This is a genomic window from Enterococcus sp. DIV0294 (assembly GCF_050558155.1).
Classification (GTDB): domain Bacteria; phylum Bacillota; class Bacilli; order Lactobacillales; family Enterococcaceae; genus Enterococcus; species Enterococcus faecalis.
The window spans coordinates 2,189,268-2,202,830 of sequence record NZ_CP187889.1 but is presented as its reverse complement, the minus strand read 5'-3'; the positions used below and the strand labels follow the sequence as shown (position 1 = coordinate 2,202,830).

Annotated in this window: 14 protein-coding genes; 8 read left to right on the top strand and 6 right to left on the bottom strand. The window is 37.6% G+C overall.

Going from position 1 to position 13,563, the window contains the following annotated elements; all coding sequences use genetic code 11:
• The first annotated feature begins 21 nt into the window (after window positions 1-21).
• Window positions 22-1,146 carry an LCP family protein gene (locus IGJ20_RS10685; protein ID WP_002368824.1) on the top strand — a complete coding sequence of 375 codons (1,125 nt, stop codon included), beginning with the start codon at window positions 22-24 and terminating at the stop codon, window positions 1,144-1,146.
• Between the two features lie 137 nt (window positions 1,147-1,283).
• Window positions 1,284-1,769 (top strand): hypothetical protein, encoded by a 486-nt coding sequence (locus IGJ20_RS10680; RefSeq protein WP_002407245.1) that lies wholly within the window; start codon window positions 1,284-1,286, stop codon window positions 1,767-1,769.
• 44 nt (window positions 1,770-1,813) lie between these two features.
• Here IGJ20_RS10680 and IGJ20_RS10675 read toward each other — a convergent pair whose 3' ends face one another.
• The 4 genes from IGJ20_RS10675 to IGJ20_RS10660 all read right to left on the bottom strand — a co-directional run bounded on the left by IGJ20_RS10675 (window position 1,814) and on the right by IGJ20_RS10660 (window position 5,226).
• Window positions 1,814-2,338, bottom strand: a complete 525-nt coding sequence (locus tag IGJ20_RS10675) for a GNAT family N-acetyltransferase (protein ID WP_002407244.1) — start codon at window positions 2,336-2,338, stop codon at window positions 1,814-1,816.
• A 16-nt stretch (window positions 2,339-2,354) separates the two neighbouring features.
• Entirely contained in the window at window positions 2,355-3,194 is an 840-nt protein-coding gene (locus tag IGJ20_RS10670; protein WP_002384084.1) for an NUDIX domain-containing protein, read from the bottom strand.
• A gap of 144 nt (window positions 3,195-3,338) precedes the next feature.
• Window positions 3,339-4,526 (bottom strand): toxic anion resistance protein, encoded by a 1,188-nt coding sequence (locus IGJ20_RS10665; protein WP_002356447.1) that lies wholly within the window; start codon window positions 4,524-4,526, stop codon window positions 3,339-3,341.
• Window positions 4,527-4,545: 19 nt separating this feature from the next.
• The gene (locus IGJ20_RS10660) at window positions 4,546-5,226 is read right to left on the bottom strand and encodes a 5-bromo-4-chloroindolyl phosphate hydrolysis family protein (RefSeq protein WP_002356448.1); all 681 of its coding nucleotides are present in this window, start codon (window positions 5,224-5,226) and stop codon (window positions 4,546-4,548) included.
• A 403-nt stretch (window positions 5,227-5,629) separates the two neighbouring features.
• Here IGJ20_RS10660 and IGJ20_RS10655 point away from each other — a divergent pair, with 403 nt between their 5' ends.
• Genes IGJ20_RS10655 through IGJ20_RS10645 form a run of 3 tightly spaced genes read left to right on the top strand, consistent with a single transcriptional unit; the run spans window position 5,630 to window position 7,218 of the window.
• The gene (locus IGJ20_RS10655; RefSeq protein ID WP_002356449.1) at window positions 5,630-6,214 is read left to right on the top strand and encodes an NUDIX hydrolase; all 585 of its coding nucleotides are present in this window, start codon (window positions 5,630-5,632) and stop codon (window positions 6,212-6,214) included.
• Window positions 6,211-6,507 (top strand): cell wall synthase accessory phosphoprotein MacP, encoded by a 297-nt coding sequence (gene macP / locus IGJ20_RS10650; protein WP_002356451.1) that lies wholly within the window; start codon window positions 6,211-6,213, stop codon window positions 6,505-6,507. Before IGJ20_RS10655 ends, macP begins: the two co-directional genes overlap by 4 nt.
• Before the next feature lie 15 nt (window positions 6,508-6,522).
• Window positions 6,523-7,218, top strand: coding sequence for a 5'-methylthioadenosine/adenosylhomocysteine nucleosidase (locus tag IGJ20_RS10645; RefSeq protein WP_002356454.1), 696 nt, complete (start codon window positions 6,523-6,525; stop codon window positions 7,216-7,218).
• Window positions 7,219-7,284: 66 nt separating this feature from the next.
• Here the strand turns inward: IGJ20_RS10645 and IGJ20_RS10640 are convergent, their stop codons facing one another.
• Complete coding sequence (locus tag IGJ20_RS10640) at window positions 7,285-7,551, bottom strand: GIY-YIG nuclease family protein (protein WP_002356455.1); 267 nt, start codon at window positions 7,549-7,551, stop codon at window positions 7,285-7,287.
• The gene (locus tag IGJ20_RS10635) at window positions 7,541-8,275 is read right to left on the bottom strand and encodes a tRNA1(Val) (adenine(37)-N6)-methyltransferase (RefSeq protein ID WP_010821789.1); all 735 of its coding nucleotides are present in this window, start codon (window positions 8,273-8,275) and stop codon (window positions 7,541-7,543) included. The genes IGJ20_RS10640 and IGJ20_RS10635 overlap by 11 nt, the downstream gene beginning before the upstream one ends.
• 188 nt (window positions 8,276-8,463) lie before the next feature.
• Here IGJ20_RS10635 and IGJ20_RS10630 point away from each other — a divergent pair, with 188 nt between their 5' ends.
• From IGJ20_RS10630 to IGJ20_RS10620, 3 genes are read left to right on the top strand one after another with little or no spacing between them, the layout of a single operon-like run.
• Entirely contained in the window at window positions 8,464-9,090 is a 627-nt protein-coding gene (locus IGJ20_RS10630; protein WP_002356461.1) for a lysophospholipid acyltransferase family protein, read from the top strand.
• A 51-nt stretch (window positions 9,091-9,141) separates the two neighbouring features.
• Window positions 9,142-10,410: an exonuclease SbcCD subunit D gene (locus tag IGJ20_RS10625; RefSeq protein WP_016615057.1), complete on the top strand. Its 1,269-nt coding sequence runs from the start codon at window positions 9,142-9,144 to the stop codon at window positions 10,408-10,410.
• Between the two features lie 4 nt (window positions 10,411-10,414).
• Entirely contained in the window at window positions 10,415-13,552 is a 3,138-nt protein-coding gene (locus IGJ20_RS10620; protein WP_126254668.1) for an SbcC/MukB-like Walker B domain-containing protein, read from the top strand.
• Window positions 13,553-13,563 lie beyond the last annotated feature (11 nt).

Below are 13,563 nucleotides of genomic sequence, written 5' to 3'. Positions count from 1 at the left end.
AAGAGAGAGGAAGTACAGCCAATGAGTAGGAAGCGAAAAATCAGCTTAATTAGTTTAGTCATCATTTTGTTTTTTGTCACAGTCGGCTCAGCATACTTTGCTGTAGCGGGTAGCTATTTAAAGAAAACAATTGATAAAGGCTATGTTCCCATAAAAAATGATTATACTGAAGCGCAAAATAAAGATAGTCAATCGTTTTTGGTCATGGGTCTAGACAATACAATTGAACGGAAATTAGGCACAACTAGGACTGATGCTATGATGGTGATTACCGTGAATAACAAGACGAAGAAAATAACCTATTTAAGTTTGCCACGGGATAGTTTTGTTCAAATTGATGCGAAAAATTACCAAGGGATGCAGCGAATTGAAGCCGCCTATACCTACGATGGACCAACAGCTTCTGTTAACACAGTTGAGAAATTATTGAATATTCCAATCAATCATTACGTTGTGTTTAACTTTTTATCTTTTATTAAGTTAATTGATGCAGTTGGCGGCATAGATGTCAATGTCAAGCAGGCGTTTGATGGTGTCACCAAAGACGGGCCAGGATCCATTCATTTTGATGCAGGGAAACAGCATTTAGATGGTACGAAAGCTTTATCTTATGCCCGTGAAAGACATAGCGATAACGATATTATGCGTGGATTCCGACAACAAGAAATTATTCAAGCAGTTGAAGACAAGTTGAAATCTGGTCAATCAATCATGAAAATAATGGACATTATTGATTCGTTAAATGGAAACATTCAAACTGATGTGGATTCCAATGAATTGACTCATTTAGTCAAAGAAGGTTTGACTTGGACCAATTATGATAAACAACAGCTTTCTTTTGACTGGCGCACTTTTAGTAATGAAGGGCGCAGTATGGTTGAACTATATCCAGATAGTATTGAAAATGTCCGGCATCAATTACGTGTGTCTTTAAATTTAGAAAAGCCAGATGAACGAGATCAAGACGGCTATGTCTTCCATACGAACGGTGAATTTTTATATCAAAGTGATTATACCGTTCAAGATGAAGCAGCTGAGGAAAACGAAATGACTTCCATCAACGGCAATACGTATATTGGTGTTCCTGGCAATACACAGACTGGCCCGTTGCCATCAGTTAAAACGGAAAATGGCTTTATAAAATAATTTATTTTCCAAGTGTAGAAATTCCGAACATAACAGATTAAGTAATCCGCTTACTTATTATTCTTCTAAGGAAAAAACGAAGGATTTTAGCAAGGGAACAGCGTATCATTTGATATAAACCCAACATTCCCTTTATAATGAGAGTAACAAGCAAATTTTTGTTACTTAGAAGGGGAAGGGAGCAAGGAGTTATGTTTAGTTATACAGATACCATTTTGTCAATTATGCAAAGAATTGAAGTATACAACGAAATTTTCAAAGCCATCTCTAAAGAAGTTCAAGAATACGGTTGTAATCAGGCTGCACATCGGAGAGGCCGTGACACTTATATGTTTTGCCGAAATAATGTGAATCGTTTTTTTACAGAAGAAATGATGTTTCGTAAAAATTTAGAGCCGTATTATGATAAAGAAGCAACGAAAATCTTGCTAGAAGGATTAGATACGTATAAAGAAGGAGTATTTTTCTGGTTAGAGGCATTAAGTGAATCTTGCCAAGTGACAGATGAATTGAAATATCAATTAGGAATCCGCCAAAAAGAATCCTCTTATTTATTAATTAATCAAGCTTGTAAAGAAGCCTGTGAGGGCATTCAAAGCGCTCATAGTGTTCATAAGATGTAAAAAGTTAGGGATAGCTGTCAATCTGGCAGTTATCCCTAACTTTTTTATTTCAATATCATCTGATAAGCATAACGTTCGCCATCGTTAACATCTAAAATCACGTCACCTTGATAAACAAAGCCAGCTTTTTTAATCAGGTGCTGCATAGCGAGATTTTGTGGATGTGTATCAATTCGAATATCAGTAGCACCTTGCAAACGAGCGGCTGTAACCAGTGAGCGCAAAAGCACCAAGGCCAGTCCTTGACCTTGAAAGGAACTTTTTAGAGCAACACGATGAATTGCCGTATACGTAGTTTGAGAATGAGGTTGCCAAGAACCATTAAAAATCGCTTCATAAGCAGGATCAATCTCCGAACATAAAACACCAACGCCTGCCAAGGCATCATCAACCATTAAAATATAGCAAGTTTGCTGGTCGATATCTTTTGCTAAAATTTCTTGATTCGGGCCATCGCCGTTTTGCCATTGGGGAATGCCACTTTTTTGTAAGGTGCGGCGTCCATCTTCAATGATAGCAAGGATGTCAGGCAAATCAGAAGGTTCTGCTTTTCTTAAGTAAACAGTCAAAAAATATTCCCTCCTCTTAGAAACCTGTTGTTGTTTTCAATTGGTAAATTTTTGAAGGGCGGCCAATGCCAACGGGACGTTCACCTAACTCTTCAAAATATTGTGTCATGGCTTTTTTAAAATTTGAATGGTCAATGCTGCGATAATCAACGCCGAGGAACTTCGCAAAAACTTTACGGGCTTCCGTAATGGTGAAATCTTTTCCTAAGACTTGAAGCACTTGCGGTTCATGTTCCATTTTATCAACAACACGATTAAACGCCTTAATTATAATTTCACTATGGTCGAAGGCTAATGTATCTTTACCAAGAGAGGCCGCTGTTTTCAAGTCTAAAGTAATTTCCACATCTTCATGAGATAACGTGATGTGTTGACCATGCCGTTCAAGATTGAACCAATGGACTTCTTTGGCATCGTCGCCAGCAATTAAAGGTTCTTCACCAATAAAGGCTAAATAGCTGACTGTCACGACCCAGCCACGAGGATCTCGATCTGGGCGACTAAAGCTGTGTAATTGTTCAATATTTTCTTGAGAAATCACCACACCAGTTTCCTCTTTTGTTTCTCTTAAAACACTATCTTCAGTAGATTCGTTACGATTAACAAAACCGCCAGGAAGCGCCCATGAGTTTCTAAAGGGGTGACCTTTACGTTGAATCAGTAAGACTTTTAATTGATCAGCTTCCTTGTTGTAACAAAGAAGAACCATATCAACGGTTAAAGAGGGTTTTTCATATTCAGGTAATTCTTGTTGATGATACCAAGTTAGAAACTCTGCTAAGCTAGCTTGGCGTTCATAATAATTTTTTTCTTCGGCTTTAGAAGCAAATTGTGGCACAATTGCTCCTCCTTTCAAAAAGAAACATGGTTTTCTTTTATTGTATCATTAAGTGGCTGAAATACAATATTCAAGCGTAAAAAGAAAAGCAAGCCTGGGACAAAAATCACTTTGGATTTTTGTCCCAGGCTTGTACTATAAGAAGTTTGTTCTAAACGTTGTTTATTGTGTTAATTCTAATAATTTATTTTTCAAATCTTCTTCCATATGGCCAAGTTCGATCTCGGCAGCTTGGCGTTTTTCTTTTCCTTCTTGTTGAATACGTAATGTTTCTTGGATAGTTTCAATTAAATCATTTTGTGTTTTTTGTAATGTTTCAATATCGACTAGGCCACGTTCGTTTTCTTTTGCTGTTTCAATTGCAGAAATTTTTAGCATTTCTGAATTTTTCTTCAGTAAGTCATTGGTGGTTTCAGAGACTTGACGTTGAGCAGTCACAGCATCTTTTTGACGGAGTAAGGTCAAGGCGATGACTACTTGGTTTTTCCATAACGGAATCGCCGTATTCACCGATGATTGAATTTTCTCAGCCAAAGCTTGGTTAGTATTTTGAATTAAACGAATTTGTGGGGCTTGTTGAATCGTAATTTGACGAGCCAAGCGTAAATCATGGGTTCTTTTTTCTAAACGGTCTAGGAATTGGTTATAATCATTAACAATTTGGACATCCATTTGATCTCCAGATTCTTCCGCTTTTTTCATGGCTTCAGGAATAATTTGCGTCCGTAGTTCTTCTGCTTTTAATTCCCCAGCGGCAATATAGATGTTTAAGGCATCAAAATAATCTTTATTTTTTTGATACAATTGATCTAACATGGCATTATCTTTTAAAAGACCATCTTTTTCATGGGTTAATTTGACAGCAATTTTGTCAATTTGCGCACCAATTTTTTGATATTTGGCGGTAATTTCGTAAACGGATTGTTTGACTTTACCTAACATTTTTTGAATAAAGTTGCCTTCGCCAGCACGTAATTCATTGGGATTGGCTTCATTTAAACGAAACATTAGATCGGTCAGTGAATCACCAACAGGACCAATGTCTTGTGCTTGAACGTGGTTTAACATCGCTTGCGAAAATTCGCCGAGTTTGATTTGGGCATTTGAACCATAGGTAATTACTGCTTGTGAATCTTGGACGTCAATTTTTGAAGCTAACTCTTTTGCTTGGGCTTGACGTTCTTGTGGTAATTTATCAATTAAACGAGGAGCTGCTTGCTGTTCTTTTAACTCAGATAGTTCATTTTGTTGCGTTGGTGTTAGTTCATCCATTGATGAAAATGGATTACTTAATAAATCGTCCAATGTATTGGTTACAGATGTTGTTTCTTTGGGTTGTTGCTCAGTCATTTTTTTTCCTCCCTAATGATTATTGCTGGTCTTCGTTTACTTGAGGTGATTCCTCAGTTGCAGCTTTTTGCGACAAGCTGCTTTTAGCGATCGACATTTCGACATCTAAATCGTCTAAGTCATCGGAAACGATTTCCTCATAATCATTTTTAACTAATTTTGACAATTGGTCAATGATTTGTGCGCTTTCTTCTAATTTTTCATACGTTTGTTTGTTTTTTACTTCATGTTGTTCGATTTCTAAATGCTTACTTGTTAAGTCAACGATATTTGGTAAATGTGTATAGAGAAAGTGATTGGCTAAGTGTAACTTTTTAGGTTCTTTCACTAACTCTTTAAACAGAGCTTTAGAAACCTTCGTTGTATCATTACGTAAGTCAATCGCCCGTAATTTAGTTGAACGATTCATGTTTTCTTGTAATTGTATGATTTGTTTTTTGGCTGTGCTCATTGTACTTCTGAAAAAATCAATTTCTTGTGGAGATAACCCCAACTCACGATAATGGGCTTCTTTATCTTTCGTTAAGTAAGGCATTTGATCGCTCTTGTCGGCGGCATTTTTCTTTTTTCGATAGAGAACGAATACTAAAAAGCCTACCAGAATCACAAAAGCGAAGAAGCCATATTCTCTAGCGACAGCAATGATTAAGGCTCCTAAAAGAATATAGCCAATCAGTAATTTTGTATTTAATTTGTTCATTTATATAGTTCCTCCTATCTATCTAATCCTCGAAAGAGTCAGCTCTCGTTACAATAGTTATTTTAGCATACTCTGTGAGAGAAAAGACATACAGCGGAAGATGTATTTTATGATTTAGTGAAATCCTAAGAAAAAAAGTATAAAACGCAAAAAAAAGACCCGTCCTAATTGGGGGTAGGACGGGAAAGGAGTTAAAAATGAAAAAGTGTTTTGTTAGGGTTGTTTGTTGGTATGCTTAAATAATACAAGGAAGTTGTGAATTTTTTATGTCTATTTTTTTTCGAAAATGTAATTTTTTTCTAAAGCAATAAATTTTTTTCTTTGAAAAGGGTTTAACTAGAGAAGAAGGGGTGCGATTTTTATCATTTTAGGGTATGATAAACAAGAAAGGTTGGTGAAAGATATGTTAAATTATGAGGACTTCGAAGAAAAAACACTTCAACGTCGAGAAATTTTTAAAGGAAAGATTATTGATGTTTTTTTGGATGACGTGGCTTTACCGACAGGCGGCACAGCTAAACGCGAATTGGTTTTTCATTCAGGCGCAGTAGCTATGATTCCGTTAACCGCAGAAGGAAAAATCGTCTTAGTTAAACAATTTAGAAAACCCTTGGAACAAGTGATTTTAGAGATTCCGGCGGGAAAAATTGATCCTGGAGAAGAAAATCAACTGGAAACGACGGCTATGCGGGAATTAGAAGAAGAAACTGGGTATCGTGCAGGTCAGCTCACCTACATAAATTCAATGTATCTGTCACCAGGATTTGCTAATGAAAAATTGGCTCTCTATTTGGCAACGGATTTGCAGAAAGTCGAAAATCCGCGTCCTCAAGATGAAGATGAAATCTTGGAACTTTACGAGCTAACAATAGCTGAAGCCAAAGCAGAAGTGGCAAAGGGCACGATTTGTGATGCCAAAACACTTTTTGCTATACAATACTGGGAATTGTATTTACTGCAGAGACAGTTTAAGGAGGACACGCAATGAGCAAAGGTCCGTTAGTCACTCGGACAGAACTTCGCAAACGCAGAGAAGCAGAAGAAAAAGAAGCAGAACGTCGTCAGCAGGAAGAGCAGAAGCTGGCGGAAAAAGCGTATAAGCGAAAAGAAAAAGAAATTTCGACGTTTTATCGTAAAGAAAAGAAAAAACAAAAACCGATCAACAAGTCACGAGTAGGAGAATACTCGAAACGTCGAGAACGGAGTACTTGGTTAAACAAGGCAATTATTATTGTAGCGATTTTATTAGCCGTTGTGGCGTATATCGTTTTGAATTTATAGAAAAGAGGAATCACTATGAAAATTGGAATTATTGGAGCAATGGATCAAGAGGTCAAAATTCTAAAAGAAAAATTGACAGACACAATGTCGTGGGAACGAGCAGGAGCTTTATTTGTTTCTGGTTCGTTAGGAAGACATGAGGTGATTGTGGTTCGTTCAGGAATTGGTAAAGTGGCCTCAGCTGTGACCACGACTTTATTGATTCATCAATATGGCGTAAATATGGTGATTAATACCGGTTCTGCTGGTGGTATCGGTGAAGGACTAAAAGTCGGCGATTTAGTCATTGCAGACAAATTAGCTTATTTTGATGTTGATGTCACTGGTTTTGGTTATGCCTATGGACAATTGCCTGGTGGTGTGCCTTTGTATTTTGAAACAAGTGAATACTTGCGGATGGAAATTGCGAAAGCTGCTGAAAAAACTGGTTTAGCTATTCGTAAAGGATTGATTGTTACTGGAGATACTTTTGTGGATAGCGCTGAGAAAATCGCCAAAATTAAGAAAGAGTTTCCTGAAGCCTTAGCTTGCGAAATGGAAGGCGCAGCAATTGGCCAAGCGGCTTCACAGTTCAATATTCCATTCTTAGTTGTACGGGCAATGAGTGATACAGCAGATGGCGAAGCAACTCAAAGCTTTGACGAATTCATCGATGAAGCTGGGAAAAAATCAGCCGAAATGGTTATTCATTTTGTCGAAAACTTAGTTTAAAAAGAGAAAGAAATAGCCATCATTTCATTGATGAAATGATGGCTATTTCTTTTTGCTGATTGTCATTTAATGAAAGGTTTTTAAATACTGTTCTTTTTGTTTGCGCGTTAATTTTTTAAAGGCGGCTTCGGCTTTGGTGGCCGCGCTACGTGTTTCAAATTTCTCTGTATGAATCATTTTGACTGGCCGTCGTTTGGCTAATCGTGTATATTTTGCACCAGTTCCGCTATTATGTTCGGTTAATCGACGTTCTGGCTCAGTTGTATAGCCACCGTAAAAGGAACCATCTTGGCAAAGTAAAACATAAAAATAATGGGATTTCTTATTCTCCATACAGCATAGCCTTCATTTCTGCTTCGTATTCGTTCTTTTCATTGTATGTAAAAAGAGGTGGTAACACACGAAAACCGTCTTTTTTGCCTTGCTTAATGCCTTCAATTAGTAAAACATTGGCTTCTTTGCCTGGCTTCGGATAAACAAACCGAGCTTTTTTCGGCGCAATATTGGCGTTTTCCATGGCATGTAAAATATCAAGGAAACGATCAGGTCGATGAACCATTGCGAGGCGACCATTTGTTTTTAATAAATCCGCCGACACAGTGACCACTTCTTGAAGAGACGTGTGAATTTCATGACGGGCAATCGCTAAATGCGGGTTTGGATTTTTTTGGCTAGTTGGTCGTTCTTTAAAGTATGGGGGGTTACATAGTACTAAATCGACAGAATCTTTTTTGATGACCTCTGTCGCTTGTTTTAAATCACGTTCATACATCGTTACTTGTTTTTCCAATTTATTTAATAGAATACTTCGTTGACCCATATCCGCCAAACGAGGTTGTAATTCGATTTGGTCGATCATTGCAGCTGTTTTCCGACTAACGAAGAGGCCGACCGCGCCATTGCCAGCACACAAATCGACAATCTTGCCTTTTTTTGGTAGTTGCGGAAAATTAGCCAATAAGACTGCATCAATGGAAAAAGAAAAGACTTCTTTGCTTTGAATAATTTGAATATCATCCGCATATAATTGATCAATCCGTTCGCCGGATAATAACATAGATTAAGAACCTCCAACTTTTCATCTGATTGTTCATGTATTATACTACTTTTAAACCCGTATGACAAAATCTGTTCCCTAGATTAGTAGGGACATGTTATTTCTCTAATTGATAGACGTAAAAAAAGCTTGTCAAAAGGTAGAGCTTTCGGCATACTAGAAAGCGGAGAGAAGAAAGGAAGAAAATTATGTTTTTTACATTTATGCGTGGCGTGGTTCGCGTCATTTTATTTGTGATTAATGGAAATGCACATTATGAAAATAAAGAAAAATTACCAAAAGACCAAAACTATGTCTTAGTTGCGCCGCATCGAACATGGTGGGAACCGCTGTATTTAGCTGTTGCTGGCAGTCCTAAGAAGTTTAGCTTTATGGCAAAAAAAGAGTTGTTTAAAAATCCTGTTTTACGTTTCATTTTAAAACATGCGAATGCGTTTCCGGTGGATCGTGAGAAGCCCGGTCCCAGCGCGATTAAAACACCTGTCAAAATTTTAAAAAATTCTGATTTAAGTTTGATTATGTTCCCCAGTGGCACGCGTCATTCCTCAGAATTAAAAGGTGGGGTAGCCTTGATTGCTAAAATGGGGCGAGTACCTATCGTGCCATCTGTTTATCAAGGTCCGTTAACTTTAAAAGAGTTGTTTAAACGTAAAAAAGTAACGGTTCGTTTTGGGGAGCCAATCGATATTAGCGATATTAAAAAAATGGATAAAGACGGTTTAGCTGAAGTGGAACGTCGGATGCAAGAAGCATTTGATCAGTTAGATAAAGAAATTGATCCAACTTTTAAATATGAATCAACAGAAAAAGAATAAAACAAACCGCTATAGAATAGGAATGTTACTGGCAGGTAGTCTCATCAAAAGATGATGCTCCCTGTCTTTTTTCTTGCGTTAAGAAAAAAGTTTGTTAAAAATCTAATTCTTCTGTCCGATTTTCTTAAAAAATACCAGAAATTTGTTATAATAATAAGAAGGACTTTTTTAGGCGGTGAAAAAATGAAATTTTTACATACAGCAGATTGGCATATTGGCAAAAAATTACATGGTTTTGATTTGTTGGCAGAACAAAGGGAAGCCTTTAAACAAATCTTAGCAATTGCGAAAGAAGAGCAAGTGGATGCTGTTGTAATCGCTGGAGATTTGTATGATCGCTCTGTTCCAGCAGTTGAAGCAGTCGAGATTTTTAATGAAATGATGATTCAAATGAATCTCAAAGAGCATTTCCCCGTGTTAGCTATTTCGGGAAACCATGATAGCAGCACTCGTTTAGAAACAGGAGGCCCTTGGTTTAACCAAACGCAATTTCATTTGAATACGCGTTTAGAACAAGCCTTTCAACCAATTGAAATCGACAATACCCAATTTTATTTGTTGCCTTATTTTGAACCGATTGCGGCTCGCTTATATTTTGAAGATGAAACGATTCGAACGATTCAGGCGGCGATGGAAAAAGTTGTCGCGAAAATGCAGGAATCTTTTCTCCCCAACAAAAAACAGGTGTTAGTTAGTCATTTTTTTGTCGCTGGCAGTGAAAAAACTGATTCTGAAACAAAATTAACAGTGGGTGGTTTGGATGTTGTACCGACGGCTTTGTTAGAGCCTTTTGATTACGTCGCGTTGGGCCACTTACATGGAAAAAATGCGTTGCAGGCACCTAATGCTCGATACAGTGGCTCGCCTGTAAAATTTTCTTTATCAGAAATGACACAAGAAAAGGGTGTGTGGCTTGTTGAAACAGAAACTGAAGTTCATTTTCAATTCCGTGCTTTGAAACCATTGCGAGACATTCAACAATTGACGGGCTCGTTTCAGCAGTTAACGGATCCCGCTTTTTATCAAGAAGTGAATCGGGAAAATTATTTACATGTCCAATTAACCGACCGAGCGATCATTCCCAACATGATGAATCAATTGCGAAAAATTTACCCCAAAATTATTGGGTTGGAACGTTTGAATGGTCGAGAAACAAGCAGCGGAAATCAGAAAAAAGTGGTACAAATAGAACAACGTTCACCAGAAGAACATCTGCATGACTTTTTTAACGATGTGACAGGAGAGGCCTTGACAGAACAACAAGCACAATGGGTCCAAGAAGAACTGAGTACACTTAATCAATTAGAAAGAGGGAAGTAATAGGATGAAACCATTATCTTTAACATTGAAAAACTTCGGACCGTATATTAATGAAACCATTGATTTTACGAAGTTTGAAGATTCTTCACTTTTTCTAATTAGTGGAAAAACAGGGTCTGGGAAAACAACGATTTTTGATGGAATGAGCTATGCTTTGTTTGGTGAAAGTTCTGGGAAATTACGTTTAGGCAAAGAAATGCGTTCCACATTTGCTGACCCCTCAGAAGCCACTGAAGTTACTTTGCTTTTTAAACATAACGAGTTTCTCTATGAACTGAACCGCCTTCCCGAACAAGAACTTTTTAAAAAACGTGGCACAGGAGTCCGTAAACAAAGTGCCAAAATTTCTTTAATTGTCAAAGATGCTCAAGGGAAAGAACTACGAGCCTATTCTAAAAGACGTGAAGTGGACGAACTCATTCAAGAATTATTGCATTTGAATGCCAATCAATTTGCTCAAATTGTATTGTTACCACAAGGAGAGTTTCGGACTTTTTTAATTGCTAAAAGTGATGAAAAAGAAAAGGTTTTGCGTAATTTATTCGGAACAGAATTGTATCAGTTGTTCAGCGAAAATTTAAAAGAACGCTTAAAAATTGCCAATCAAGAGATTCAAGAAACCCAGCAAAAAATTGAACTGAAAACAGAACAGTTGCATTGGTCAGAAGAACCTGAACCGACAATGACACTTTTTGAAAAACTTCAATTATTAGAAAGCCAACAACAAGAGGCTCAGCAACAACTATTAGTTGAAAGAGAACAAATTGCAACCTTAAAACAAGCCAAACAAGCAAAAGAGCAAGTTCGTTATGCTATTGAAGAACGACAAAACTTGCAACAGCAAAAAGAAGAATTACTGGAAAAGAAAGCAAAACAAGCTGAACAGGAAACCGTCATTGAGCGGTTAAAGGAACAGATTCAGCAATTAAAATGGAGCCAAAAACAGCAATCTTTAGCTGAAAAAGTCTTTGAAAAACGAAGCGAAAAACAACAAAAAGAGCAAGAAACAAAGTCCAAACAACAAGCTCTTATGGAAACGCAACAAGCATTGACAGATTGGCAAGCAATCATGAGTGAGTTGGAAGAACAACAACCATTGATTGCTGAAAAACAAGAACGTCTTCAAACGATTCAACGTCAATTACCACAATACCAAGAATATGAACAGTTAGCCCAACAACAAATAGCAGAACAAGCCAATTATCAAGCCATTCAAAAAGAGTATGAATCTTGCCAACAAGAAAAAACAACATTAGCGGATAAAGTGGCGACAGCCAAACAATTTATTGAACAAGAAGGAACACTTGAAAAAGCAAATTTTGAATGTTCTAGTGTAGCAGATCATTGGCAAAATTTTGTAGAACGTTGGCAAAAAAATCAAAAAGCTTGGCAAAAAATTAGTCAAAACCAAGTGGAATTGCACGAGTTGACACAACGGTTTGCTGTTGAACAGCAACAAAAAAGCGCCGAAGAAGCGAAGTTGCAGACAAAGAAAAGTCAATGGGCCTCTTTACAAATCCAACGATTAAGCTTGTTACTTGAAGAGGGGGAACCTTGCCCAGTTTGTGGCTCTTTAGAACATCCAAAGCAACAAACTCATCAAGAAGTTTCCTTAGAAGAGATTAATCAAGCGGAACGGGAATTAACGGAAGTTGAAAAAACGGTTCAACGATTTACTGAAACGCTCTCTGCATTAGGGGCGGAAAAGCAACAGAAAGAAAGCCAATTACAAGAACAGGAAGCTGCGTATACTGAGGAACAAGAACAATTAGCAGCGCAGTTTGCTGACTTGCAGTTGCCGTTAACAGGACTAACTTTTTCACAAGTAACACCTGCAGAAATTGCGGAAGTTGAGTCGCAATTAGCTAAAGAAAAACAACAAATAGCACAAAAACTAACGGAAATTTCAGTCGAAAAGGACCATCTAGCGGAACTAGAAGAACAAGTAGCTGAAAATTCCCAACGCTTTGAAGTGCTCCGACAACAAGTAGAAACAATGCAACAAAGTCTGGAAAGAATCACTATCCAGCAGCAAATGATTGCTAGCCAATTATTGGATGCAACCGTCACATACGAAGAAATGACCAAACAACAAACTTTGCTTCAAGAAGAACTCTCTGCATTTGAACGTCAAAAAGAAAACGTGACGACACAAGGAGAAACCTTGAAGAAAGAAGAAATGATCCTTGAAAGTACGTTGACGCATTTGGAGAAAGAACAACAAACACTTCAACAAACAGTCGCACAACTTGAGAGTCAGTTAAACGCAGTTTTAACGGAACAAGGAGTGACAGAGGACCAATTGACGGAGTGGTTGAAAGAGGTACCGACACTAGAAAGTCAGCAAGAACAAATTGCTTTATTTGAACAAGAGCAAACCCAACTGACTATCCAACTCGCTGAAATTGAAAAAAAATTATCTAGTGATACGTTCCCAGAATTATCTTTAATCACCACAGAAATTGAACAAATAACACAACAAATTGAAGAACAAGAAAAAAAATACTATCAACTGCATGAAAAAATGCTGAACAACCAACAGTTGGTTCAAGAAATTAAAGCGCAAAGAACAACAATTGAAGACAAGTTTGAGGAAGTTGCTGCACTACAACAGTTGGCAGATACGGTGAATGGCAATAATCCTAAAAAAATTAGTTTTGAACGGTATATGTTACAAACGTATTTAGAAAGAGTGCTGACAGTCGCTAATCAGCGTTTAGACCGCCTGACCAATAGTCGTTATCAATTTGAATTGAATCACGAAGCAGGCAGTTATCGGAATCAAACGGGGCTAGAAATCAATATTTATGATGACAATTCGGGGACGGTGCGCAGTGCTCACACGTTATCAGGCGGGGAAAGTTTTATAGCAGCGTTAGCTTTGGCACTTTCTTTAGCAGAAGTGATTCAAGAACAAGCAGGCGGAGTCTTAATTGATGCGTTGTTTATTGATGAAGGCTTTGGTTCCTTAGATGAAGAAGCATTGGAAATGGCAATGGAGGCGTTAGAAACGATTGAAAATGAAGGCCGCATGATTGGGATTATTAGTCATATTGGCGAATTAAAAGCACGAATTCCACAACAATTACAAATAAAAAGCAATGGGAATGGTCAAAGTACCGTTCACTATCAGCTAGCTTAGTGGAAGAGGAG

Bases quoted from the DNA above. Each gene is read 5' to 3' on its own strand.
- IGJ20_RS10655 (WP_002356449.1), top strand. From the start codon at position 5,630: ATGTTAAATTATGAGGACTTCGAAGAAAAAACACTTCAACGTCGAGAA.
- IGJ20_RS10635 (WP_010821789.1), bottom strand. From the start codon at position 8,275: ATGTTATTATCCGGCGAACGGATTGATCAATTATATGCGGATGATATT.
- IGJ20_RS10640 (WP_002356455.1), bottom strand. From the start codon at position 7,551: ATGGAGAATAAGAAATCCCATTATTTTTATGTTTTACTTTGCCAAGAT.
- IGJ20_RS10645 (WP_002356454.1), top strand. From the start codon at position 6,523: ATGAAAATTGGAATTATTGGAGCAATGGATCAAGAGGTCAAAATTCTA.
- IGJ20_RS10630 (WP_002356461.1), top strand. From the start codon at position 8,464: ATGTTTTTTACATTTATGCGTGGCGTGGTTCGCGTCATTTTATTTGTG.
- IGJ20_RS10680 (WP_002407245.1), top strand. From the start codon at position 1,284: ATGAGAGTAACAAGCAAATTTTTGTTACTTAGAAGGGGAAGGGAGCAA.
- IGJ20_RS10685 (WP_002368824.1), top strand. From the start codon at position 22: ATGAGTAGGAAGCGAAAAATCAGCTTAATTAGTTTAGTCATCATTTTG.
- IGJ20_RS10665 (WP_002356447.1), bottom strand. From the start codon at position 4,526: ATGACTGAGCAACAACCCAAAGAAACAACATCTGTAACCAATACATTG.
- IGJ20_RS10620 (WP_126254668.1), top strand. From the start codon at position 10,415: ATGAAACCATTATCTTTAACATTGAAAAACTTCGGACCGTATATTAAT.
- macP (WP_002356451.1), top strand. From the start codon at position 6,211: ATGAGCAAAGGTCCGTTAGTCACTCGGACAGAACTTCGCAAACGCAGA.
- IGJ20_RS10660 (WP_002356448.1), bottom strand. From the start codon at position 5,226: ATGAACAAATTAAATACAAAATTACTGATTGGCTATATTCTTTTAGGA.
- IGJ20_RS10625 (WP_016615057.1), top strand. From the start codon at position 9,142: ATGATGCTCCCTGTCTTTTTTCTTGCGTTAAGAAAAAAGTTTGTTAAA.